Annotated in this window: 20 protein-coding genes; 10 read left to right on the top strand and 10 right to left on the bottom strand. The window is 47.9% G+C overall.

All coding sequences use genetic code 11. The features are described from left to right. The first annotated feature begins 225 nt into the window (after window positions 1-225). The 3 genes from MHM89_RS00190 to yeiP all read left to right on the top strand — a co-directional run bounded on the left by MHM89_RS00190 (window position 226) and on the right by yeiP (window position 3,021). Window positions 226-1,539, top strand: coding sequence for a Na+/H+ antiporter NhaC family protein (locus MHM89_RS00190; RefSeq protein ID WP_022946181.1), 1,314 nt, complete (start codon window positions 226-228; stop codon window positions 1,537-1,539). A 78-nt stretch (window positions 1,540-1,617) separates the two neighbouring features. Continuing rightward, a complete protein-coding gene (locus tag MHM89_RS00185; RefSeq protein ID WP_239407795.1) occupies window positions 1,618-2,412 on the top strand; it encodes a nucleoside-binding protein in 795 nt (264 codons plus the stop codon). A 42-nt stretch (window positions 2,413-2,454) separates the two neighbouring features. Then, on the top strand, window positions 2,455-3,021 hold the full coding sequence (gene yeiP, locus MHM89_RS00180; RefSeq protein ID WP_045980321.1) for an elongation factor P-like protein YeiP: 567 nt from the start codon (window positions 2,455-2,457) through the stop codon (window positions 3,019-3,021). Between the two features lie 83 nt (window positions 3,022-3,104). Here the strand turns inward: yeiP and MHM89_RS00175 are convergent, their stop codons facing one another. The 3 genes from MHM89_RS00175 to MHM89_RS00165 are packed head-to-tail and all read right to left on the bottom strand — an operon-like array spanning window position 3,105 to window position 4,888. Continuing rightward, the gene (locus MHM89_RS00175; protein ID WP_052698287.1) at window positions 3,105-3,521 is read right to left on the bottom strand and encodes a hypothetical protein; all 417 of its coding nucleotides are present in this window, start codon (window positions 3,519-3,521) and stop codon (window positions 3,105-3,107) included. Continuing rightward, on the bottom strand, window positions 3,511-4,074 hold the full coding sequence (locus tag MHM89_RS00170; protein WP_239407794.1) for a hypothetical protein: 564 nt from the start codon (window positions 4,072-4,074) through the stop codon (window positions 3,511-3,513). Before MHM89_RS00170 ends, MHM89_RS00175 begins: the two co-directional genes overlap by 11 nt. Window positions 4,075-4,093: 19 nt before the next feature. Beyond that, window positions 4,094-4,888 carry a M48 family metallopeptidase gene (locus tag MHM89_RS00165; protein ID WP_045980319.1) on the bottom strand — a complete coding sequence of 265 codons (795 nt, stop codon included), beginning with the start codon at window positions 4,886-4,888 and terminating at the stop codon, window positions 4,094-4,096. 246 nt (window positions 4,889-5,134) lie between these two features. On the opposite strand from MHM89_RS00165, the gene MHM89_RS00160 reads away from it, so the two are divergent. Next, a complete protein-coding gene (locus tag MHM89_RS00160) occupies window positions 5,135-6,328 on the top strand; it encodes a multidrug effflux MFS transporter (protein WP_022946175.1) in 1,194 nt (397 codons plus the stop codon). A 30-nt stretch (window positions 6,329-6,358) separates the two neighbouring features. Here the strand turns inward: MHM89_RS00160 and grpE are convergent, their stop codons facing one another. Beyond that, on the bottom strand, window positions 6,359-6,946 hold the full coding sequence (gene grpE / locus MHM89_RS00155; RefSeq protein WP_239407793.1) for a nucleotide exchange factor GrpE: 588 nt from the start codon (window positions 6,944-6,946) through the stop codon (window positions 6,359-6,361). 49 nt (window positions 6,947-6,995) lie between these two features. Further along, window positions 6,996-7,949 carry an HrcA family transcriptional regulator gene (locus MHM89_RS00150; protein ID WP_053911515.1) on the bottom strand — a complete coding sequence of 318 codons (954 nt, stop codon included), beginning with the start codon at window positions 7,947-7,949 and terminating at the stop codon, window positions 6,996-6,998. An 88-nt stretch (window positions 7,950-8,037) separates the two neighbouring features. On the opposite strand from MHM89_RS00150, the gene nadK reads away from it, so the two are divergent. The 3 genes from nadK (at window position 8,038) to recN (ending at window position 11,323) form a co-directional block, all read left to right on the top strand. After that, complete coding sequence (gene nadK, locus MHM89_RS00145; protein ID WP_022946172.1) at window positions 8,038-8,922, top strand: NAD(+) kinase; 885 nt, start codon at window positions 8,038-8,040, stop codon at window positions 8,920-8,922. A gap of 112 nt (window positions 8,923-9,034) precedes the next feature. Next, window positions 9,035-9,580 carry a hypothetical protein gene (locus tag MHM89_RS00140; protein WP_200860099.1) on the top strand — a complete coding sequence of 182 codons (546 nt, stop codon included), beginning with the start codon at window positions 9,035-9,037 and terminating at the stop codon, window positions 9,578-9,580. Window positions 9,581-9,649: 69 nt separating this feature from the next. Continuing rightward, window positions 9,650-11,323: a DNA repair protein RecN gene (recN, locus tag MHM89_RS00135; RefSeq protein WP_239407792.1), complete on the top strand. Its 1,674-nt coding sequence runs from the start codon at window positions 9,650-9,652 to the stop codon at window positions 11,321-11,323. 91 nt (window positions 11,324-11,414) lie between these two features. On the opposite strand, the gene MHM89_RS00130 is transcribed toward recN, so the two are convergent. From MHM89_RS00130 to MHM89_RS00110, 5 genes are all read right to left on the bottom strand, one after another. After that, window positions 11,415-12,023 carry a LysE family translocator gene (locus MHM89_RS00130; RefSeq protein WP_045980315.1) on the bottom strand — a complete coding sequence of 203 codons (609 nt, stop codon included), beginning with the start codon at window positions 12,021-12,023 and terminating at the stop codon, window positions 11,415-11,417. A 141-nt stretch (window positions 12,024-12,164) separates the two neighbouring features. Then, on the bottom strand, window positions 12,165-13,580 hold the full coding sequence (locus tag MHM89_RS00125; protein ID WP_151172491.1) for an FAD-dependent oxidoreductase: 1,416 nt from the start codon (window positions 13,578-13,580) through the stop codon (window positions 12,165-12,167). Between the two features lie 8 nt (window positions 13,581-13,588). Further along, a complete protein-coding gene (gene gltB, locus MHM89_RS00120; RefSeq protein ID WP_138549011.1) occupies window positions 13,589-18,046 on the bottom strand; it encodes a glutamate synthase large subunit in 4,458 nt (1,485 codons plus the stop codon). Window positions 18,047-18,383: 337 nt separating this feature from the next. After that, window positions 18,384-19,298, bottom strand: a complete 915-nt coding sequence (locus MHM89_RS00115; RefSeq protein WP_239407791.1) for a transporter substrate-binding domain-containing protein — start codon at window positions 19,296-19,298, stop codon at window positions 18,384-18,386. Window positions 19,299-19,493: 195 nt separating this feature from the next. Next, on the bottom strand, window positions 19,494-19,832 hold the full coding sequence (locus MHM89_RS00110) for a Grx4 family monothiol glutaredoxin (RefSeq protein WP_022946165.1): 339 nt from the start codon (window positions 19,830-19,832) through the stop codon (window positions 19,494-19,496). A 354-nt stretch (window positions 19,833-20,186) separates the two neighbouring features. Between MHM89_RS00110 and MHM89_RS00105 the strand changes: the two genes are divergently transcribed. The 3 genes from MHM89_RS00105 (at window position 20,187) to MHM89_RS00095 (ending at window position 24,241) form a co-directional block, all read left to right on the top strand. Further along, on the top strand, window positions 20,187-20,771 hold the full coding sequence (locus MHM89_RS00105; protein ID WP_022946164.1) for a Fe-Mn family superoxide dismutase: 585 nt from the start codon (window positions 20,187-20,189) through the stop codon (window positions 20,769-20,771). Between the two features lie 231 nt (window positions 20,772-21,002). Then, on the top strand, window positions 21,003-22,925 hold the full coding sequence (locus tag MHM89_RS00100) for a PrkA family serine protein kinase (protein WP_022946163.1): 1,923 nt from the start codon (window positions 21,003-21,005) through the stop codon (window positions 22,923-22,925). Between the two features lie 29 nt (window positions 22,926-22,954). Next, complete coding sequence (locus MHM89_RS00095) at window positions 22,955-24,241, top strand: YeaH/YhbH family protein (RefSeq protein WP_045980312.1); 1,287 nt, start codon at window positions 22,955-22,957, stop codon at window positions 24,239-24,241.

The raw sequence follows: 24,241 nt of genomic DNA, 5'->3' as shown, positions 1-24,241 counted from the left end.
AGCGCTCGATAAAGTTAATTTTTTGTGTTACTACTGGGTAAAATAACAACAACCACAATGAACGCCGTAGACTTTAGCCGTCCATACGTATAAACTGCCCAAAATTACGCGCCGATTTGGTCTTTGGCTTGCGGGCGCACGCAGGGTTTGATGGACAAATCATGCGAAAGAAATACAGCTAAAAGAAGAACTTTTGGCTGTTGGCGATCATTTTTTGAGGTATTCATGCAGCCTACTTACAACGCAACAACGGCAAAACTGTCGTTGCTTCCACTGCTTATTTTTGTCGCGCTATTTTTGGGCACTGGATTGTATTTGCAATCGCAAGGTGTCGATTATGCGTTTTACCAACTCCCTGCCCCAGTCGCGATTCTACCAGCCATCGTTATCGCCTTTTTGATAACAAAACAAAGTATTAATGCCTCGGTGGAAACCTTTATTCGTGGTGCTGGGCATAGCAACATCATCACCATGTGTTTGATTTATCTATTGGCTGGCGCATTTTCCGCTGTTGCTGGAGCCACTGGTGGCGTTGATGCTGTGGTCAATGCTGGTCTGTCTTTTATTCCTGCAAGTATGTTATTACCTGGGCTGTTCTTAATAGCCGCGATAGTATCGACGGCCATGGGCACGTCTATGGGCACCATTGGCGCCATCGGCCCAATCGCCCTTGCCGTCTCGGCGAAAACAGGCATCGACCCTGCACTTATGGCGGGTACTATCGTCTCCGGGGCCATGTTTGGCGATAACTTATCGATCATATCTGATACCACCATTGCGGCTACACGCACCCAAGGCTGCGAGATGAAAGACAAATTCCGTGAGAATTTAAAAATCGCCCTGCCTGCCGCCATTTTAACTATTACATTATTGGTCATGCTCACACCACCGCCACAACAGGTAGAAGTAGCGGAGTTTGACTGGCTCTTAGTGTTGCCGTATTTCTTTATTCTTGTGCTTGCGGTGATGGGACTGAATGTCTTTGTCGTGCTCTTTAGCGGCATAATCTTCGCAGCAATAATGGGCTTTACAGGCGACTACCAAGGCGGAGCCTTTGTAAAAGACGTTTATCAGGGTTTCAGTGACATGCAAGAGATTTTCTTGTTATCCATGTTCATCGGTGGCCTGTCGGAGTTTATTCGCCGAGGTGGCGGGCTGGATTACCTTGCCAATAAAATTCAAGCGTTGACCAAAATCATTGCCCGTTTCAATCGCAAGGTGGCTGACCAAATTGGTATTGCGCTGCTGGTGATGACATCGAATTTGTGTATTGCCAATAACACGGTCTCCATTATTGTCGCAGGCCCAGTGGCTAAAAAGCTCGCAGACGATGGCGACATTGCAGCAAAACGCTCGGCCAGTTTACTGGATATTTTCGCCTGTGTACTACAAGGCTCATTGCCTTACGGCGCCCAAGCTCTGTTACTAGGTGCAACGTTTAGCATTAGTCCATGGCAGGTATCAACCTCGGCTTATTACTGCTTCATCTTGGCTGTTACGGCAATTATTACCATCATACTGCGGCGCCATCGCGGTTAAATCAACGCCATGCAGATGGTGGTTGTTCGCCATCATCTGCTATAATTGCGTTGACTTTCCTTTTAGAAACATCTTGTTATGAAAATCAATACACGTAACCTTGTCGCCTGTGCATTGACAGGCTGTAGCTTGCTGAGCATGCCAGCGTTCGCAGCCAATTGGAGTCAGACTCAACTGCACGTGAATTATGGCGACTTTAAAAATCCTTTCTCAGGCCAAAAAGCAGATACCAGCGTCGTGTCTTTGCAACACGCGTCGGCTTACGATTACGGCGATAACTTCTTTTTTATCGATGTTATTCATGATGACCTTGATGATGGCTACCAAGACAGTGATTTCTACGGTGAGTGGTACTCGAATTTCAGCCTATCAAAAATCTCTGGCGAAAATATTAGTGCCGGTCCTCTCAAGGATGTCGGTTTTGTGATGGGCTTTAATGCCGCAGGCGATGCCAAGGTACTGAAATACCTACCCGGGGTGAAACTCGACTGGCAGGTAGATGGCTTTGACTTTTTCTCTACCTTAGTCACAGCTTATATTGATGATAGCGATGGCGTTAGTGCCGGTGGCGCGCCAACCGAAAGCGACAGTTGGATGCTGGATATTGCCTGGGGCACACCTTTTAGCCTCGGCGAGCAAAAGTTCTACTTTACCGGCCACGTTGAGTACATTGATGGCCGCACTAACGAGTTTGGCGAAAAAGTACAAAACTGGGTACTAGCACAACCAATCCTGCAGTGGGATTTGGGCCACGCGCTTAACGCCAAAGAACGCACCTTGATGCTAGGTATCGAATGGCAATATTGGCACAATAAACTGGGCACCAATACCTCTGAGTCGGTTCCGCAAATTCACTTGGCTTGGACCTTTTGATCAGGTAACTTACAGCTCTTAGATAATCGAGGAATAATAATAATGCCCAAGGCAAGTGAGATAAAAAAACACGCGGCTATTGAGTATCAAGGTCGGGTGATGATTGTACGCGACATTGAGCGCTCTGTGCCTCAAGGCCGCGCCGGTGGAAGCCTATACCGCATGCGTATGTATGATGTGGTTGATGGCACCAAGGTGGATGAAACGTTCAAAGCCGAAGACATGCTTAATTTTGCCGATTTACAGCGTCGTGCTGCGATGTTTTCGTATGTTGACGGTGATGAGCATGTGTTTATGGATGAAGAGGATTACACCCCCTATCACCTCAACAAAGACAGCATTGCTGAACAGCTACTGTTTATTGACGAGTCGACCAAAGGTTTACAGGTGGTGTTAGTTGAAGGACGCCCAGTGTCCATCGACCTACCAACTAGCGTTGAATTAGTGATTGAAGACACCTCTCCATCAATTAAAGGGGCGTCGGCCAGTGCACGCACCAAACCGGCAACCTTGAGTACAGGGCTGGTAGTACAAGTGCCTGAACACATTTCCAGTGGTGATAAGATTAAAATTAACACCGCTGAGAGCAAATTTATCAGCCGCGCTTAGCGCTGATTTATTGTAGAGGTAAGCGCTCGCTTACCTCTTCCTTACCAAGCGTGCTGTAAGCATCATACTGCGTTTCACACTGGCTATTCGTTACGTGTATACACCTGAAGCAGCGGGTGGTCATACTGCGCAAAATCAACGGTAATAGACAAACGTTGTCGCCCCGTAAATAATTGCTTAAAAGCCTCTGGTGAGCGCCGCATACCATCTGCAAAAAGCCCCATGACCTGCTGATGATTCAAACTGCGTTGGCCGCTTTCGGTGTTTTCAATGGTCAGCATCGCCACACGACGCCCAGAGCGACTGCTCATAGGCACCACATTTAAGACTTTGAAAGCACTGATATCCGGCTCAATATTGTTATCGTTGGCAAAAGCCAGCGCTAAGCTTGTTGGCAAACTAGGGTCTAGATGCAAAGCGCTATCACTGCCCTTGGCATCGCTAAAGCCGCTATAACTCGCCACGGCTATCAATAGTGTCACTAAGTAATTATTGGCCACAGATTTCTCCAGGTGATGGCAGTGCATGGTCAGTGCCTTGCACAAACCATTGTTTATCTCGCTGGACTAACAGCATCGCAGGAGGCCCGGGCTGGCGCTGAACCTCTTTTAAGCGGTAAAAACCCAGTGCTTTAGGGCAATATACATAGAGCACCTGCATGTAGCCAGGCTCGTTATCATTGTGCTGTTGCGCCAACACATAAGGGCCAATCTGCTCATAGTGCTTTGATTTATCGATCACACTCTGCATACCCACAAGCAGTAAAATGCCATGTAAGGCACTCATTAGCATGACTGCTTGCGCGGCGATAGTAGCCAAAGGCCTGTAGCTGCGCTTTTCTATCGCCCACCACAAATATGCGCTCAAACCACCAGCCAGTACTAACTTAACCGAGCTAAACACCACACCGATACGATACATCAGCATGGGACTGTGCCACTGTATGGCAAATACCGGCGCGCTAATCAAACTATCAATAACAAGCACAAGCGCCAGTAACAGTGGGATAAATACTGGCGGCCTTTGCTTAAGTTTTTTATAGGCGCTGAGCATTTAAGTGCTTACCGAGCGACTAACGGCATTGCGGGCGCTTGCCTTGTTTTTGAGCACTGCTATACAAGCTTTGTGCATTGGTCATTTGCTTTTGCAACTGCGTAATGCGACTTGATGGCGCTGGGTGGGTTGATAAAAATTCTGGCTGACGAGCGCCACCTTGCTTGGCCATATTCTGCCACAATGCCACTGACTGTTGGGGCTCAAAGCCTGCTTTGGCCATCAACTCAAGACCAATTTCATCGGCTTCGCTTTCATGAGTACGACTAAAAGGCAACACCACACCAAATTGGGCTCCTAGACCCAAGGCCTGCATAATCTCATTGCGATAGCTCACCTCGCTCATATCCAGTGCCACGGCGCCTAACTGCATACCCGTTTGCAGTAGTTGGCTTTGCGAAACGCGTTCATTTGAGTGCTCAGCAATCACGTGCCCCACCTCATGACCCAACACCGTCGCGAGTTGATCTTGATTCTGCGCGACATCTAATAGACCGGTGTGCACACCAATGTAGCCACCTGGTAATGCGAAGGCATTCGCCGAGGGTTCATCAAACACCACCACTTCCCACTCTTGTTGCGCGTATTGCTGCGGTAGAACGGTGATCACCGCATCAGCCACACACTGCACATAGGCATTGGTGGCCGGATCTTTGTTGATCTTCTGTTCTTTTTTCATTTGTTCAAAGCTAGCACCGCCGAGTTGGCTCATCTCACTGTCTGAATATAAAGCCACTTGGGTGCGCCCTGTGGGCGATGTTTTGCATCCACCAAGCGCGGCGACAAGCGCCAGCGCGATTAAAGCATGTTTCATGATTTGTTCCCTATTTACCGAATGAGGTTAGCATAGCAAAGTGTGATGGGGCTCGCCTAGCTCTACGCAAAAGTATAAAACTTTATAATTAACATTATCTTAATAACATTTGGCTGTTACCTACTGGCAGCGGGTGATATAGTGAACAAACCAAGGTGTTTTATCCGTCTGCGCTGAACCCCAATACGTTAAAAGTATCAAGCCAGCCTTGGTTTCTCCACACTATCAAATTGAAGACTGAATTCTATGTCCACAGACGATATAAGAACGCCTAGTCGGCGTTTATTACTGCCGCTGTTAGCCAGTATTGTTGCTATTACCCCGCTTGCGGTGGATATGTATCTGCCGGCGATGGTGCAAATTGCCGCTGATTTAGGCGCGACCATGCCACAAGTGCAAATTTCACTGAGTGTGTACTTAGGTGGTTATGCGTTAGGTATGCTGTTTTTTGGCCCCATAGCCGATCAAATGGGCCGTCGTCGCCTTGCCCGCATTGGCCTTGGGCTATTTGCGCTGTGCTCATTGGCATTGGCATTTTGCCAAGACATCCATCTTTTTTGGGCATTACGGGCTGCGCAGGCCTTTACCGGCGCCGCTGCTACCGTTGTGGTGCCTGGCATTATTCGTCATATATATCAGCAAAATACCGCTAAAGGCATGAGCTATGTGTCGATGATTATGATGATTGCACCGCTCATTGCCCCGAGTATTGGCTCGCTGATCCTCGGCCTTGCGCAGTGGCAAGTGATTTTCTTAACGTTAGCGGGCTATGCCGTATTCATTCTCGTATGGGTGCAAATGCACCTGATCGACATTCCCATTTATCGCAGCGAAAAGCGTGGCTTGAGGCTGTTTTTTGAAAGCTACTCGGTAGTACTGAGCGAACCAAAAGCCCGGGCAGATATACTCTCCTCAATGTTGGCGTCATTCGCTTTCTTTTGCTTTTTGACCTCGGTGCCGTTTATCTATTTAGATTACTTTGAAGTGTCAGAGCAATTATTTGGGGTGTTATTTGCCTTTAACGTAATAGCGCTGATGATAGGCAACTTCGTCAATACCCGTGTGGTGCCAAAAGTGGGTTCTCGGCGCATGTTGTTTATCGGCTTAGCTCTGGCTTTTATTGCCGGCGGCACCTTACTCACAGTGAGCCTAATGCAGCAGTCACTGTACTTTATCGTCTTTAGTATTGCGCCATTAATGATGAGTTTGGGTATCATTGCCAGCAATGCTGATGCCCTTATTTTAATGGAATTCGAACGCAACTCCGGCACGGCAACCGCCGTGATTGGTACCTTGCGTTTTGGTAGCGGCGCGCTGGTAGGGCCAATTCTCGCCCTGATCCATCCTGAAAATGCGGTGCCATTTTCAAGTATGATGTTCAGTGCCCTAGTACTGATTCTGCTTACCCAGTTTTGGCATCACAAAAAAAATGCCCGCTAAGCGGGCATTTAAAGCATTATCTAAAGGCTATTACGGTGCCTTTGACACCATCACCATAGCCGGGCGCAATAGACGACCGTTGAGTGTGTAGCCCTTTTGCATCACTGCAAGCACAGTATTAGGTGCTACGTCTTCACTGGGTTGCATACTCATTGCCTGATGTAAATCAGGGTTGAATGTTTCGCCTTGTGGCTCAACCACTTCAACGTTAAATTTGCCCAGCGCTTCGACAAAGCTTTTCGCTGTCATTTCAACGCCTTCGAGCATAGGCTTAATAGCCTCGTTGTCTTTATCAGCGAACTCAATGGCGCGTTCAAGGTTATCGAGCACAGGAAGCAGATCACCGGCAAACTTTTCCAGTGCAAACTTGTGCGCCTTGTCGACATCTTGAGCCGCACGACGACGAATGTTTTCCACTTCGGCAGCAGCGCGAACAACGCTATCTTTTTGATCTTCTATCGTTTGCTTCGCCGCTTCTAATTCTGCGTGAAGCGCAGCGATTTCAGCTTCTGCGCTGTTATCATCACCTTGAGCTTGTTGCTCACTCGCCTGCTCTTGATCCACCGCTTCTTGCGGGTTGTCCTGTTCGTTTTCTTTCGCCTGTGTTTGCTCGGACATTTATCTGTTCTCCAAAAACTGCTTAACTGCGTTTCATTATGGGGATGGTTTAAGTGGTTTCAAGGTCCACTTCTTCGATTTGCGCAAATTCTTGAATAATTGCTTCGATCTCTGCTGATTTCGGGGCAATCACACAAAACCGGCTTTGGTATTCGTGATTCGCAAAGTACGCCAAACTCAATATTAAGAAGTCATCGAATCCCGGCATCGGCACACTGTTACCTAGTAGCACCGACACGCCATTGCGAAAGGCCAGCTTATCTTCAACCGCATGTAAAAAGCGCACTCCAATAGCATATTCTTGGTCGTGCTGGCTGTGAGCGTAGAGGTTATTCTCGCCCACCACTATGCTGTTATCAGTGCCCAACTTATTACCCAGCTCTCGCGTCCACTGAGCCAGCGAACCATGACAATAATGCGGTGCAGTGCGACTCATTGCTTTCATGCGGTGGATCCCCTCGAGCAGGTTTTGCTGGGCAAACACCGAATTCAGCCAAGTTGCAAACTGATAGCGAATGTCGTCATTGGCTTCGACGGGCTTAGTAATAAGAATGTTATGGCTTTGCCCGTGCCGGTCAAGCAGCAGCACCAGCCAATGTTTGCGGTCAAAATCAAGTACTTCAACTCGAAATACAACTTGCGTCGTTACCTGTGGTAGGCCGACACAGACGCACACTTTAAAGCGTCGCGCGAGGTGATGCGCAAACTCAATTAGTTTGTCCTGCGGGGGCTGCCAATACAAGCCGAGTTGGTCGAGGTCGAAATAGCTGTCAAACCAAAACGCAAACCCCTGCTCAGTGGGAATACGCCCCGCAGAGGTATGAGGTGAGTACAGTAAACCGAGCTTTTCAAGTCGAGACATGGCATTGCGCACGGTGGCACTGCACACCGCCATGCCTTTTTGCTTAGCAATGCGGGTCGAGGCGACAGGATTACCTTCGCCGTCGCAATACAAGCTCATTACAGCAGAGAAAATCTGCTCGTCACGTGGTGATAATTTCATATAGTTATAATTTAGGCTCTTTGCCTCAGTTTCAACACCCTGACTTTTGCGTTACTCTATAAGGAGTTAGTTCGGTCTTGGCACATTTATGAGCGCATCTTTTAAAACCATAGGCTTAATTGGTAAAGCCAATCATGAAGGCGCGGCGCTGACATTACAACGCCTCTATACCTTTTTGCAAGCACTAGGCTACAAGGTTTTGGTCGAGCGCCACTATGGCGGCCAACTTGAAGACGCGAAAGAAGCCACTTTGGTGGACTTAGTGGAGTTGGGTGAACGGGCCGACTTGGCGATTGTTGTCGGCGGTGATGGTAACATGCTCGGTGCCGCTCGGGTGCTTGCCCGCTTTGATGTTGGGGTGATCGGCGTAAACCGAGGTAACTTAGGCTTTCTAACCGATTTAAACCCCGATAGCTTTGAAGCCTCTTTAGAGCAGGTTCTCAGCGGTCAGTATATCGAAGAAAAACGCTTTTTATTGGAAGTCGAAGTGTTTCGCCATGCCGAGCTAAAAAGTGCCAACTCAGCCATGAATGAGGCGGTACTGCACGCCGATAAAGTGGCTCATATGATTGAATTTGAGTGTTTTATCAACGATGATTTTGTCTTTTCGCAAAAATCAGATGGCCTGATAGTGTCCACGCCCACGGGTTCTACCGCCTATTCACTTTCTGGTGGCGGGCCCATACTCACGCCAGGTCTAAATGCCATGTCGCTAGTACCTATGTTCCCACACACCCTCTCCAGCCGCCCGCTCGTCGTTGATGGCGACAGTGTGGTGCGTTTGCAACTCAGTCCTAGTAATACCGATAGCCTGCAAGTGAGTTGTGATAGTCACGTGGTACTGGCCCTGCTCCCTGGTGATGAGGTTGTTATTAAAAAGGCTGAAAAGCCTTTGCGGCTAGTCCATCCAACTGACTATTCGTACTATAACGTGTTGAGGCAAAAGCTAAACTGGGGTTCACGCTTGTATTAGCCAGCGTTAACTTAGCGTTCAGTTTTTATTGCAATTAGGCCCTATTTACATAAGAATAGGGCATTCGTTGTTTTCGGTTCCCACTCGTATCCTCATGGTTTTCGTCGTCATCTTGACACTTATTTTACTTATTACCTTGCTTGGTGTGTACATGGTCATTGAGCGCAACCGTGAGAAAGCGCGAGAGGCTCAACGGCGTATGTTTAACGCTCGGGTCAAGCAAGTTCAACAACGCTTTCAAAGCCATCTGCATGAGTATGAAGAAGCTCGCATTCTACGTCCCAAACATGTGCCGCAACTCAATGCTATCTGCAGCAACTTCTTCGTTGTTCAAGGGCACAATGAGGATAACCTCACGTATTTAGAATACATCAGTGAACGTGTGCTGCAGACGTTGGACAGCGAGTTAGCTAAGTCTTATGTGCGTAACGACATAGATACTCTAGCAGAGCGGATTCAATACTTTATTAGTGAATTACCCACACGCGGTATCGAGTTTAATGCTGCGTTTTACCATGACATCCTCCCTACCCTGCTGACGCAGCTTACCTCCAGCGATCTCAGTGACCACGAGCAGCTTAAAGACGAGCCTGATGAGACTGAGGACGACGTCGATGAGCAGCAAGAGCACTCATCAGCTCAGCACGAAACTGTTTAAAATTTAATTTGCAAAAACCACAAACACTGTATAGATTAACAGTTATAAATAACTGGATGGATGAACAGTATGCTGTGTGGATTAAAAATTACTAATTTTGCCATTGTAAGCGAATTGGAAACCCAATGGCGCAGTGGCATGACCGCCATAACCGGTGAAACAGGGGCCGGTAAATCCATTGCTATTGATGCGCTGTCGCTGTGTTTAGGTGAACGCGCTGACGCTGGCGCAGTGCGCCCAGGGGCAAAGCAAGCCGATATTAGCGCGCGGTTTGATATTAGCCAGCTGCCTAAAGCACAACAGTATTTGCAAGAGCATATGTTAGAGGGCGATGATGACGAGTGTTTGCTGCGTCGCGTGGTTGCTAAAAATGGCCGTAGTAAAAGTTACGTTAATGGCATTGCCGTCACCGCTGGACAGCTAAAGGAGTTGGGCCAATATTTACTTTCCATCCACGGCCAACATGCTCATCAACTGTTGTTAAAAAGCGACCAGCAGCTGCATTTGCTAGACGAATACGCAGGCCACGGTGCACTACTTGAGCAAGTGGCCAGCGCACATCATACTTATACCAATCTCCATCGTGAACGCCAGCAGCTAGAAGCTAAGCACGCCCAACAACAAGCACAGAAGCAACTGCTTGAATATCAAGTTGCTGAGCTTGATGAGTTCTCCCTCAATGAGGGTGAATACGCTGACATTGAAGTTGAGCATCACAAACTCAGTCATTCACAGCAGTTACTAGAAGGCTCACAACAACAGCTTTATGCCTTGTATGAGGGCGAAGAACAAACCATTAACGGTGCATTGCAACAAAGCGCCGCTGCTATTGCCGAACTGGCCAACATTGATAACGCGCTCGAGGGCGTAGCGACTATGCTCAATGATGCGTGTGTGCAAGTGGAAGAGGCTAGCCGCGAGTTACGCGCTTATTGCGATGGCGCCGAGCTGGATCCACAGCGCTTACAGTATCTAGATGAGCGTCTTGGCACCGCAGTAACTCTGGCAAGAAAGCACATGGTTGAACCCGAAGCCTTAGTAGAGCACCATCAGCATATTAAGGCTGAGTTAGAAGCTATTTGCGTTGATGACCAACGTTTAGCCCAATTAGACGAAGAAATAGCCTCGGCACTGGCTGCTTATCAGCAGCACAGCTTAGCGCTTTCAGACAGCCGCAAACACGCGGCTGAGCAACTGGGCGAGTTAATTGGCGCCAGTATGCATGAATTATCGATGGAAAATGGCCGCTTTGCCATTGAGCTTGATTACGACAACGAACGAACCCCCAGTAAGCTAGGCCAAGATCGCATAGAGTTTATGGTCAGTACCAACCCAGGCCAGCCCTTACAGACGCTTAGCAAAGTAGCATCCGGAGGCGAGTTATCGCGCATCAGTTTAGCGATTCAAGTAATTATCGCTCAACGGGTTACCACGCCTACTCTTATTTTTGATGAAGTGGATGTGGGTATTTCTGGCCCGACAGCCGCTGCGGTAGGTAAGTTATTACGTCGTTTGGGTGAATCAACACAAGTAATCTGTGTGACCCATTTACCGCAAGTGGCTTCCAGTGCTATGAACCAGTTTTTTGTCGCCAAAGAAGTGGCCAATGATGAGACCTATACACAGATGCAGCCGTTGAATAAGCAAGGACGAGTCGATGAAATTGCACGGTTATTAGCAGGGGACAACATTAGTAAAGCAACTCTGGCTAACGCCAAAGAGTTGATTGCCGCACACGGGTGAGGGATTACACTCGATTAACTCTATATGAGCGCTCAGAGCGCTAACAACTCGACATTAGCCAGTGTACGGTCTTATGGATTGAGGCTGTGCACTAAAGTGCTGTTACTATTTCCTTGAGCACAGGTATCACCGATAACACCAGTAACAAAGCCATCGTCAGGTTAAACCAGCGACGTCTGTTTGCGGTGTTGAGTAGATTTTTAAGCATTGAACCGAACATTAGCCACACGCCAACGCAGGGAAATGACACCAATAAGAAAGTCAGAACGATAACAATATTGTCGCCACTAAACTCCCCTCCAACACTCGTAAAAGCGGCAATAGCGCCGCTAGCAACAACCCAAGCTTTACCATTAACCCATTGAAATAACGCACCGTTGATAAATGATAAAGGTCGATGCTGCTCCTTCCCCTCAATGGCAGCGGATGAAAAAGCAATAACGAACGCAAGGTAGAGTAAATAAAGAACACCTAAACACTTTATGACAAAGTGCAGGCTTGGGTATCTGCTAAATACATAAGAAAATCCTAGGCCGACAAGCAACAACATAACAGCAAAGCCCACGCAAATGCCTGTCAGTAACGGCAGACTGCGCTTAACGCCAAAGTTAACGCCAGAAGTCATCACTAAAATATTGTTGGGTCCTGGAGTGATGGAAGCCGAAATGGCAAACAGAGTCACCGCTAACACATATTCCATAGCTCATTACCTCCCTGTCATAATTTGCACTTACGGATGAAAAACCGGTTGAGCGGTTTTTAGCTTATCCTTTTTCAGTCACTGTTAGCTATAAAAAAACGGGCCAACAAGGGCCCGCTTTGATTTTCCCAGAAAAGAACTTTATACCTCGAGGTAGTCCATGATGCCCTCGGCGGCGTTTCGACCTTCAAAGATCGCGGTGACGACCAGATCTGAACCTCGTACCGCGTCACCGCCAGCGAAAATCTTTGGATTAGTCGTTTGGTGAGTATATTCGCCTTGCTCGGGCGCAGTGATCCCACCCCAACTATTGATTTCGACACCAAACGGCGATAACCACTCCATCTTGTGGGGTTTGAAGCCAAAAGCCATGAGCACGGCGTCAGCGGCCACGACATGTTCAGAGCCCGCGACTTCTTCGGCGCGGCGCCGACCATTTTCATCCGCCTCTGTGAGTTGGGTTTTTATCATTTTCACACCGGTGACGATGCCTTGTTCATTCACCTCAATACCTTTAGGTTGAACGTTGAACATGAATTCCACGCCTTCTTCTTTGGCGTTTTTCACCTCGCGCTTTGAGCCCGGCATATTTTCTTCATCGCGACGATAGGCACAGATCACATGGTTTGCCTGTTGACGCACCGAGGTACGCACACAATCCATCGCGGTGTCTCCACCGCCGAGCACGACAACGCGCTTGCCTTGCATATCAACAAAAGGCGTTTGGCTTTCGTCATAGCCCATCACGCGATTCGTATTACCAATTAAAAATGGTAATGCGTCATAGACGCCTTCGGCATCCTCATTGGCTAAATTGCCGCGCATGCTTTGGTATGTGCCAACACCTAAAAAGACTGCATCGTATTGATCAATAATACTTTGCAATTCAATATCTTTGCCTATTTCGGTATTCAGTTGAAACTCCACTCCCATCTCGGTGAAGATTTCACGACGACGCTGCATTACTTCTTTTTCAAGCTTGAAAGAAGGAATGCCAAAGGTTAGCAACCCCCCGATTTCCGGATGACGGTCAAATACCACCGGCTTAACGCCATTGCGTACCAACACATCAGCACACCCCAAGCCAGCGGGGCCAGCACCAATAATGGCGACTTTTTTATCGGTCCACACCACGTGCTTCATATCAGGCTTCCAGCCCATAGCAAACGCGGTATCGGTGATGTATTTTTCTATATTTCCTATTGTCACCGCGCCAAAGTCTTCATTGAGCGTACAAGCGCCTTCACAAAGACGGTCTTGCGGGCATACCCGACCACACACCTCTGGCAGGCTATTGGTGCGGTGAGACAGCTCAGCTGCCTCGAGTATACGCCCAGTGCGGATCAGCTTTAGCCACTGCGGGATGTAATTATGGACCGGGCACTGCCACTCGCAATATGGGTTGCCGCAATCCAAGCAGCGATCCGCCTGAGAGTCGACTTGGTTTTGCGAAAATGGTTCGTAAATCTCGACAAACTGCTGCTTGCGTGTGGAAATCGGCTTTTTCCTTGGGTCCACGCGCTGCACGTCAATAAATTGATAAACATTCTGACTCATACTTCCTCCTATTGCGCCTGTACGCGCAACTCCGCGCTACTGCGGGCGCGGTGGCCCAATAAACTCTGCACATCACTGGATCTTGGTTTCACCAACTTAAACAGCGGTAGATACAGATCAAAGCTAGCAAGAATAGCCTCGGCTCGCTGCGAACCGGTGAGTTCTAAGTGTTCAGCTATCAATCCACGGAGGTGCTCATGATGTGTTACTAAGTTATCCAGTTCGACAATTTCCACCAGCTCTGGGTTGATGCGTTTATCAAAGTCTTGGGCTTCGTCGAGTACATAGGCAAAACCACCTGTCATCCCTGCACCAAAGTTGACCCCAACCTTACCAAGCACACATACGACGCCGCCGGTCATGTATTCGCAGCCATTATCTCCTAAGCCTTCAACCACAGCGGTGACGCCGGAGTTACGCACACCAAAGCGCTCGCCAGCACAACCAGCAGCATATAAATGACCCCCAGTTGCACCATATAGGCAGGTATTGCCAATAATTGCCGCTTGGTGTGATTGGAAACATGAGCCCATTGGTGGGCGAACAACTAAGCGCCCACCGGCCATGCCTTTACCGACATAATCATTGGCATCGCCAATAAGGGTCATCTCGAGACCACCGGCATTAAACACACCAAAGGATTGCCCGGCAGTGCCATGTAGCTCAAGACGAATTGGATCAGCGGCCATACCCTGGTTACCGTGCTTCGAGGCAATATAGCCGGAAAGCATGCCACCAATGGAACGATCGGTGTTATTAATGCGGCTCACCAAATTTAAACCCGATAAGTTATCAATGGCCTCCTTGGCTTTATCGAGCAGCTCCTCATTCAAGCGCCCCGTATAATGCGAAGTATTGTGCACCGAGCAGTATAGGGTCTCACCGCTGATATTATTGGGCTTCTCCAATAAATGACTGAGGTCGACTTTTTGCTGTTTCGGCGTTTTGCCCTCAATGGCTTCGAGTAATTCGGTGCGACCAATTAAATCCACTAGCCGCGTGACGCCGAGCGATGCCATGATTTCTCGCGCTTCTTGGGCAATAAACTTAAAGTAGTTCATCGCCATCTCAGGCAAGCCATGATAATGCTTGGCCCGTAATGTCTCGTCTTGCGTCGCTACACCGGTTGCGCAGTTATTGAGGTGACAAATACGCAGGTATTTACATCCCAGAGCCACCATAGGTCCGGTGCCAAAACCAAAGCTTTCAGCGCCGAGGATGGCCGCCTTAATGATATCTAGGCCGGTTTTTAAACCGCCGTCTGTTTGCAAGCGAATGCGGTGACGCAAGCCATTTTCGACTAAGGCTTGCTGCGTTTCCGCTAACCCCAACTCCCACGGGCTACCCGCATACTTTACTGATGTCAGTGGGCTGGCCCCGGTGCCACCGTCGTACCCGGCTATGGTGATAAGGTCGGCATAAGCTTTGGCCACACCGGTAGCAATGGTGCCGACCCCTGGCTCTGACACTAACTTAACCGAGATCATCGCACTTGGATTCACCTGCTTGAGGTCGAATATCAGCTGCGCCAAATCCTCAATAGAGTAAATATCGTGGTGTGGTGGAGGTGAAATTAAGGTCACACCTGGTACCGAATACCGAAGTTTTGCGATATAAGGTGTGACCTTCTCACCGGGCAGCTGGCCTCCCTCGCCGGGCTTAGCGCCTTGGGCGACTTTGATTTGGATAACATCAGCACTGCGCAGATAGTGCGGAGTGACGCCAAAGCGTCCTGATGCCACTTGTTTAATACGTGAATTTTTCTCGGTACCAAAGCGCAGCTTGTCCTCGCCACCCTCGCCCGAGTTAGAACACCCACCTAAGCGGTTCATCGCAATTGCTAGAGCTTCATGCGCTTCTGGCGATAAAGCGCCGATACTCATGGCGGCAGAATCAAAGCGCTGGTAAAGCGCCTCTGCCGGCTCAACATCATCGACACTAATGGCCTTAGTATCACTGCGCAGCGCGAGCATATCGCGCAAATTAGTGATGGGACGATTGTTTACCAGGGCCGCATAACGTTGATAGTCCGCATAGTCTCCTGAGCGCACTGCGGTTTGCAGTGTTTGGATCACATCGGGGTTATAAGCGTGATATTCGCCGCCATGAACGTATTTTAACAGCCCACCATGGGAGAGCAGTTTACGTGCACTAAATGCCAGTTTGCGCAACTTGCCTTGGTCATGCTCAAAATCCGCAAAACAGGCACCAGCGATACGACTCGCCACGCCTTTAAAGCATAGCTCGACCACTTTATCGGATAGCCCCACCGCTTCGAACAACATAGAGCACCGGTATGACGAAATGGTACTGATCCCCATTTTCGACATAATCTTAAACAACCCTTTGTTGATAGCATTGCGATAAGACAGCGTCACTTCGCGGTAGCTCTTGTCGATCACCTTGTTATCGCTCATTGCCACCAGCGACTCATAGGCAAGGTAAGGGTAAATAGCAGTTGCACCAAAACCAAGTAACACCGCGAAATGATGAGGATCGCGTGCGCTTGCAGTTTCGATAATTATGTTAGTGTCACAACGCAAGTTGTTATTCACTAAACGTTGCTGAACCGCGCCAACGGCCATTGCCGCCGGAATAGGCAGGCTGTCTTGGGTAATATGGCGGTCGGTTAAAATCACCATCACCGCGCCTTCTTCAGCCTTACGCTGCGCCTCGTCACAAACGCGTTCCAACGCCTGCTCTAAGGTCTCATCACTGGTGTAGTTTAGGTCCACTTGGCTGTGGCTATAATGCTCATCATTGGCACTGCGCAGCTGCACCATATCCGAGTACATCAGCACTGGCGAATCAAATTGCAAGCGCTTAGCGTGTCCTGTGGTTTCATTGAAAACATTTTGCTCACGGCCAATGCAGGTCGTTAGTGACATGACATGGTTTTCGCGCAGTGGATCGATAGGCGGATTCGTGACCTGAGCAAACTTTTGTCGAAAATAATCATATAAGGAGCGATGGCCTTCAGAAAGTACCGCAAATGGCGTGTCATCGCCCATTGAACCGGTGGCTTCTTGGCCATTTTCACCCATCACCCGAATGACCTGGTCCAACTCCTCATTGGTGTACGCAAACATTTTCTGGTAGATCAGTAGCGTATCAGCGTCAAACGAACGGTTACCGGCTTCTTTGTCGGTCAGCTTCTCAAAAGGCGTGAGGCGCTTAACGTTTTGCTCCAGCCATTGTTTGTAAGGGTGCCTTGCTTTGAGGTCTTGATCGATTTCCCCTGAGTGCCATACCTTGCCATGCAGGGTATCAACCACCATCAGTTCACCGGGACCAACACGGCCCTTCTCCACCACCTCATCAGCCGCATAATCCCAAATCCCGACCTCTGAAGCCAAGGTGATAAACCCGTCTTGAGTCACCACATAGCGAGCAGGTCGCAAGCCGTTACGGTCGAGGTTACATGCCGCAAAGCGACCATCGGACATCACAATGCCCGCAGGTCCATCCCAAGGCTCCATATGCATAGAGTTGAAATCATAAAATGCGCGCAGATCATCATCCATCGCTCGGTTCTTTTGCCATGCCGGTGGCACTAACATGCGCATCGCGCGGAACAGGTCCATCCCCCCAGCTAAAAACAACTCCAGCATGTTGTCCAAGCTTGAGGAGTCTGAGCCACTCTCGTTGACAAAAGGGGCGGCACTTTGCAAATCAGGCAGCAGTGGCGAGGAAAACTTATAAGCACGGGCCCGAGCCCATTGTCGATTGCCCGTTATGGTGTTGATTTCACCGTTATGAGCCAAATAGCGGAACGGCTGTGCTAGAGGCCATCGCGGCTGGGTATTGGTGGAAAAACGTTGGTGAAAAACACAAATTGCCGAGGTCATGCGGATATCTGCCAAATCGAGATAAAAATTTGGCAAATCCTCTGGCATCATCAAGCCTTTATATACGGTGACTAGCCCAGACAGGCTAGCAATGTAAAAATCCTTATCCTGTTCTAGCTGTTTTTCGATACGTCGGCGGGCAATGTACAGCCGACGTTCCAAATCTTTTGGTCGCCATCCTTCCGGGGCGCTGACAAAAACCTGCATAAACTGTGGCAATTGCTTTAAGGCAATATCGCCTAAGTAACTGGTATCGGTCGGCACTTCACGCCACCCTTGTAGGGTCAGTGTTTCTTGTTCTAATTCTTTGGTGATAACGCGTTTTGCCGCTTCGGCTTGAACCGGATCTTGGCTTAGAAAAACCATTCCCACAGCATAGTTCTTGCCCAGTAACCAGTTGTTTTCTTTGGCTACAGCTCGAAAAAAGCTGTCTGGCTTTTGCATCAGCAAGCCACAACCATCACCGGTTTTACCGTCTGCAGAAATACCACCCCGGTGTTCCATACGGGCAAGACCCGTGATCGCGGTGCGAATCAACTTATGGCTGGCTTGCCCATTGACTTGGGCTATCAAGCCAAAGCCACAATTATCTTTTTCTAATGCTGAGTCATATAACATTTGCGGACTCCTCTCCCCTTGCTACTGCGTGCTAACCGCGTTGCAAGCAACCCTCACAGGCGGCCTAGCAGACCGTCAACGCTAACGCTTTGCAAACAGAGTGTCAATGAAATTATGAATACATATTCACATTCTTGAATATTTTTCACGCTTTGTAAACATATGCGAAGCAAGGGGGTATAGAGGTATTTTTACTATTTATACTCGTTATTTTTTATATGACACCAGTGTCATATTTACAAATCGTGTAAATAGCGACCTTAAAAACGGACGTTTACGTTAACGTAAAGATGGGACAAGCGTGAATAATTATTCATGTTACGAATAAAAATTCACCTTAATATGTGCCCTGAGCTGCACAGTGCTCGTCAATACGCTCAGTAAGCTGTTGGCGCAATTGCTGAGCATTGGCAACAGGAATGGTTTGATTGATATCTTGCATCAACACTTGCCACTGTGGCCGCGTTTTCGATAGCGCAAAATACAATGGCTGATTGGTTATGCTTGGTTGCAATACTCGATAGGCAGCGCGGTCAATACCGTTTGCACTGGCAACGGTATGTAATACTAAGGGATCGCCAATAATGAGGTTAACGCGCCCGTTAACCACTAAGTTAAGGTTTTGCGCATCATCTATAGCTTGTTGAACAATGACTTGGCCACTGTCGATCACTTGATCTACCTGGGGGGCATTTTGATAGCCACGAACGATACCAAGAGAGTAATTGGGCAATTCCGATATTTGCGGGGCCTGGGTGATAGCACTGTCTGCTGCAGCCACATAATGCACCGGTGCATGCGCTAATGCTAAGGACAATGCGAGGTGATTAAGCCGCGTGCTGCCAGGGATGACGTCTGAGGGCGCGGATGATTCTATTTCATACTCTGGAGCTAAAATGTCCGCATGACCCAATTCAGTCATGCGCACCGCTCGAGCCCAAGGCAAAAACCTGAACTCAGGATTATACCCAGCCTGCAATAGCAACGCCGCCATATAATGCAATAGCCAGCCACCCTGACATTGATTACGCCCCAAGTAAGGAGGCCAATCAAGCGTCGCGACAATCACATTACGCTTGAACCCTGCATCAACAATAAAGGTGCTGCCGCGCCAAAAGCCTGTGTAACTCATAGTTACATCATTTACTTGATAGTCAATCGTAATAGATTGACGCTGCGCGTAGGAGTAGCTAGCGGGGAGTAAGGCCACTGCCAAAATTAAAACGGTCATACGAATATAAAGCATGAACATACAAGGCACGCCCAGTAAACTGCTATTAATAACAAAGTTTAACCGAAGATGTGCAGATAGAAAGTTTTTACCGAGGGATTCGAAAAATTGCTTTTTTAGTGAGAAATGCGTTGCTGCTCGATGGTATCAGTAAAGCCGCTCAACAGGGCTTTGACTGATAATAAAAAAGCCAGGAGAACCTGGCTTTTTTTACTCTTATTCGCTATCAGCGTCTTTGTACTTTGCCGCTGTTTGCTCAATGAGAGGCTGCAACTCGCCGCGTTGGAACATCTCAATAATAATGTCGCAACCACCGACTAACTCACCTTCCACCCATAACTGCGGAAAAGTTGGCCAGTTCGCATATTTTGGTAACTCAGCACGAATATCCGGGTTTTGTAGGATATCAACGTAAGCAAACTGCTCGCCGCAAGAAATCATCGCTTGCGCTGCTTGAGAAGAAAAGCCACAGCTTGGTAGTTTTGGAGAGCCTTTCATATAAAGCAGAATGGGATTTTCAGCAATTTGCTGTTTAATCTTTTCAACGGTTTCCATGTACAACCTCAATTTCTGTTAAATGTGACGGTAAGTGTTGAAATCCATCACTTTGACCACAATGTCTATCGTTAGCAGTAATTTTAAAGCAAACAGCGCGCTGTTGATACCGTAGCATGACGGTGATGAAGGCAACCACGATATTTTTTGCTCTGATGTAGCAAAATCGTCGTATAAGACGTTTACTGTAAACGCAGGATCAGGCACTTGTCGCCGTTTTGGCGTTGCTGTTTGCTAAAACTTGAGTAAAATACTCAGGAATTATAGTACCACTATAATGGCATTCAGTACACTTTGCGCAGTCCGCGCGCAGCTGCTTGCCCTTTTTTCAAATAATGATAGATGGAGAAAAACATGGCATTTGAACTACCGTCACTACCATACGAAATCAATGCATTAGAGCCACATATCTCTCAAGAGACGCTTGAGTATCACCACGGTAAACACCACAACACCTACGTGCAAAAGCTAAATGGCCTTATTGCTGGTACTGATTTCGAAGGTAAATCTCTCGAAGAAATCGTATGCTCATCTGAAGGCGGTGTTTTCAATAATGCTGCTCAGATCTGGAACCACACGTTCTACTGGCACAGCCTTTCTCCAAACGGTGGTGGTGCACCAACCGGCGCTGTAGCCGATGCGATTAACGCTAAATGGGGCTCTTTTGAAGCGTTCCAAGAAGCATTCAATGACAAAGCAGTAAACAACTTCGGTTCAAGCTGGACTTGGCTAGTTAAAACGGCAGACGGTTCATTGGATATCGTTAACACCTCAAATGCAGCTACGCCTCTAACTGAGCAAGGCGTAACTCCAATTCTGACCGTTGACCTTTGGGAACATGCTTACTACATTGACTACCGCAATGTACGTCCAGATTACCTTAAAGGTTTCTGGTCGCTAGTAAACTGGGACTTCGCAAACCAGAACTTCAGCGCTTAGTTTAACCGCTGATATAAATAGGTGAAATTTTTTCACCTGCTTGTTCTAAGTTGATAAAAGCCGTGTGCGCACCATGCTCATGCGGCTTTTTTTTGGCTGTTCATAGCGCTAAATATGAATAACTAAATTCCTAATATATTTCGCAAAATTTCACTTTACTGTCTACGCTTTAAGTACCGAGTCGCATCTTTCCACCCTTTCATCTCAGCTTCGGGTAACTTGGAGGTCGGTATGACAATTTTCGAGCATTATCAATCACGATTTGAAGCATCCCAGGAAGAAGAGTACAGCATTAGCGAGTTTCTAGAGCTGTGCAAAAAAGACAAGACAGCCTATGTCACGGCACCAGAGCGCCTGCTAACAGCCATAGGCGAGCCAGAAATGGTCGATACATCGCAAGATGCGGTGTTAAGTCGGCTTTTCTCTAACCGAGTTGTACCAAGATACCCCGCCTTCAATGAGTTTTATGGTATGGAAGATGCCATTGAGCAGATTGTTTCCTACCTAAAACACGCCGCACAAGGCCTAGAGGAGTGTAAACAAGTATTATACTTGCTTGGCCCTGTAGGCGGTGGTAAATCATCGATTGCTGAAAAGCTTAAGTACTTGATGCAACAAGTGCCTATTTACTGTCTTAAAGGCTCACCGGTGAATGATCACCCCCTGAGCCTTTTTAATGCCATTGAAGACGGCGAACTGCTAGAAAAAGAATACGGCATTAAAAAGCGTTATTTGCGTACCATCATGTCGCCTTGGGCGGCGAAAAGATTAAAAGAATACAATGGTGACATCAGCCAATTTAAGGTGGTAAAGCGCTACCCCTCTATTTTAAATCAAGTGGCCATTGCCAAAACTGAGCCTGGTGATGAAAACAACCAAGATATCTCCGCCCTAGTGGGTAAAGTTGATATTCGTAAACTTGAACATTACGCGCAAAACGATCCAGATGCGTACGCGTACTCAGGCGCTTTATGTCTTGCCAACCAAGGCTTGATGGAATTCGTCGAAATGTTCAAAGCGCCCATTAAAGTACTGCATCCGCTGCTAACTGCCACCCAAGAAGGCAACTACAACGGTACTGAAGGGATTTCCGCCCTGCCCTTTAATGGCATTATTTTGGCCCACTCAAATGAATCAGAGTGGCAAACGTTTAAAAATAATAAGAATAATGAAGCCTTTTTAGACAGGGTTTACATCGTGAAAGTGCCGTATTGCTTACGTGTCACTGAAGAGGTAAAAATTTACGATAAGTTACTACACAACAGCGAGCTAAGCGACGCTCCGTGTGCTCCAGGCACTTTAGAAACCTTAGCGAAGTTCTCGGTGTTATCGCGGCTAAAAGAGCCTGAAAACTCCAGCATTTACTCAAAAATGCGGGTCTACGATGGTGAAAGCTTGAAAGATACCGACCCCAAAGCCAAATCCTACCAAGAGTACCGCGACTATGCCGGCGTCGACGAGGGCATGACAGGGCTATCAACCCGTTTTGCATTTAAAATCTTGTCGCGCGTGTTTAACTTTGATCACAGTGAAGTGGCTGCCAATCCGGTCCATCTTTTCTATGTATTGGAACAGCAGATAGAGCGGGAGCAATACAGCGCTGAAGTGCAAGAACGTTACTTGTCGCACTTAAAAGGCTACCTGATCCCTCAATATGTCGAATTTATCGGTAAAGAGCTACAAACAGCTTATTTAGAGTCGTACTCCGAGTACGGGCAAAATATCTTCGATCGCTACGTCACCTATGCCGACTTTTGGATCCAAGATCAAGAATACCGCGACCCTGACACCGGGCAGCTATTCGACCGCGCCGCACTCAATGCTGAGCTGGAGAAGATCGAAAAACCTGCGGGTATTTCTAACCCCAAAGACTTCCGCAATGAGATCGTTAATTTTGTTTTAAGAGCGCGCGCTCACAACAACGGTAAGAATCCGCTTTGGACTAGCTACGAGAAACTGCGCACAGTGATTGAGAAAAAAATGTTCTCCAACACCGAGGACTTACTGCCGGTTATCTCATTTAATACCAAGACATCAGCAGAGGATCAGAAAAAACACGAAGACTTCGTTAACCGAATGGTTGAAAAAGGCTACACCCAGAAACAAGTGCGCTTACTGTCTGAGTGGTATTTGCGCGTTCGCAAATCGCAGTAACCAGCACGTAGTGAGTTGAGGGAGGTTTTATGGCGCACTTTATCGACAGGCGCCTGAACGGCAAGAATAAAAGCACGTTAAATAGACAGCGCTTTATTCGCCGCTATAAAAAGCAAATTAAAGAAGCCGTTTCAGACGCTATAAATAAACGCAGTGTTACTGATGTCTCTAGCGGGGAAAGCATTTCTATCCCCGCCAAAGACATCAAGGAGCCTTTTTTTCATCAAGGTCGCGGGGGGCATCGTGAGCAGGTGCACCCGGGCAACGACCAATTTAATAAAGGCGATAAAATAAAACGCCCGCCGCAGGGTCAAGGCGGCGGCGCTGGTGAGGGCGAAGCCAGCGATCAAGGCGAAGGGCAAGATGAATTTGTATTCTCAATTTCAAAGGATGAGTATCTAGACTTATTATTTGAAGATTTAGAACTACCGAACTTACAAGAAACCAGTGTCGATAAGCTGGTACAAATGAAAACGCACCGCGCTGGTTTTTGCAGCGATGGCATGCCAAGCAATATTGATATTGTTCGTTCTTTACAAGGCTCACTTGCCCGAAGAGTGGCGATGACCGCAGCAAAGCGACGCGAGCTCGCTGAACTAAAAGCGCAATTGATTGAACTTGAGCATGCCCCTGTACCAGAGCAAACCAAAATTAACGCGCTCCTTGAGCAGATAGAAGTGCTTGAGCGAAAGATATCTGCGGTGCCTTTTATTGATAATTACGACTTACGCTTTCGCAACTACGAAAAGCGTCCGCACCCCACTTCTAAGGCCGTTATGTTTTGCCTTATGGATGTCTCTGGTTCGATGGATCAAGCCACCAAAGACATGGCGAAACGCTTTTATATTCTTCTCTACCTATTTCTTACCCGCAGCTATGAAAACATTGAGGTGGTGTATATCCGCCATCATACTCAAGCCAAGGAGGTCGACGAACAAGAGTTTTTTTACTCGCAAGAGACTGGCGGCACCATCGTCTCCAGCGCATTAAAACTGATGCATCAAATAGTGAGTGAGCGATACGCATCCAGTGAATGGAATATCTACGCAGCGCAGGCGTCCGATGGCGACAATTGGGCAGATGATTCACCGCAATGCGCCGATTTGCTGAGCAACAAAATCTTACCCATGGTGCGATACTATGCCTATGTCGAAATCACCAATCGTGCACACCAAAGCTTGTGGCGAGAATATGAGCAACTCGCGGCTCAATTCGGCAACTTTGCCATAGAGCACATTCGTGCTGTTGATGATATTTATCCTATTTTCCGAGAGCTATTTAAGAAAAACGCCAACAAAACGGCGCGTAGCGCCTAG

Origin of the sequence: Pseudoalteromonas sp. CNC9-20 (genome assembly GCF_022347875.1) — a bacterium.
Taxonomy (GTDB): Bacteria; Pseudomonadota; Gammaproteobacteria; order Enterobacterales; family Alteromonadaceae; genus Pseudoalteromonas; species Pseudoalteromonas ruthenica.
This window is presented reverse-complemented; position numbering and strand designations above follow the sequence as displayed.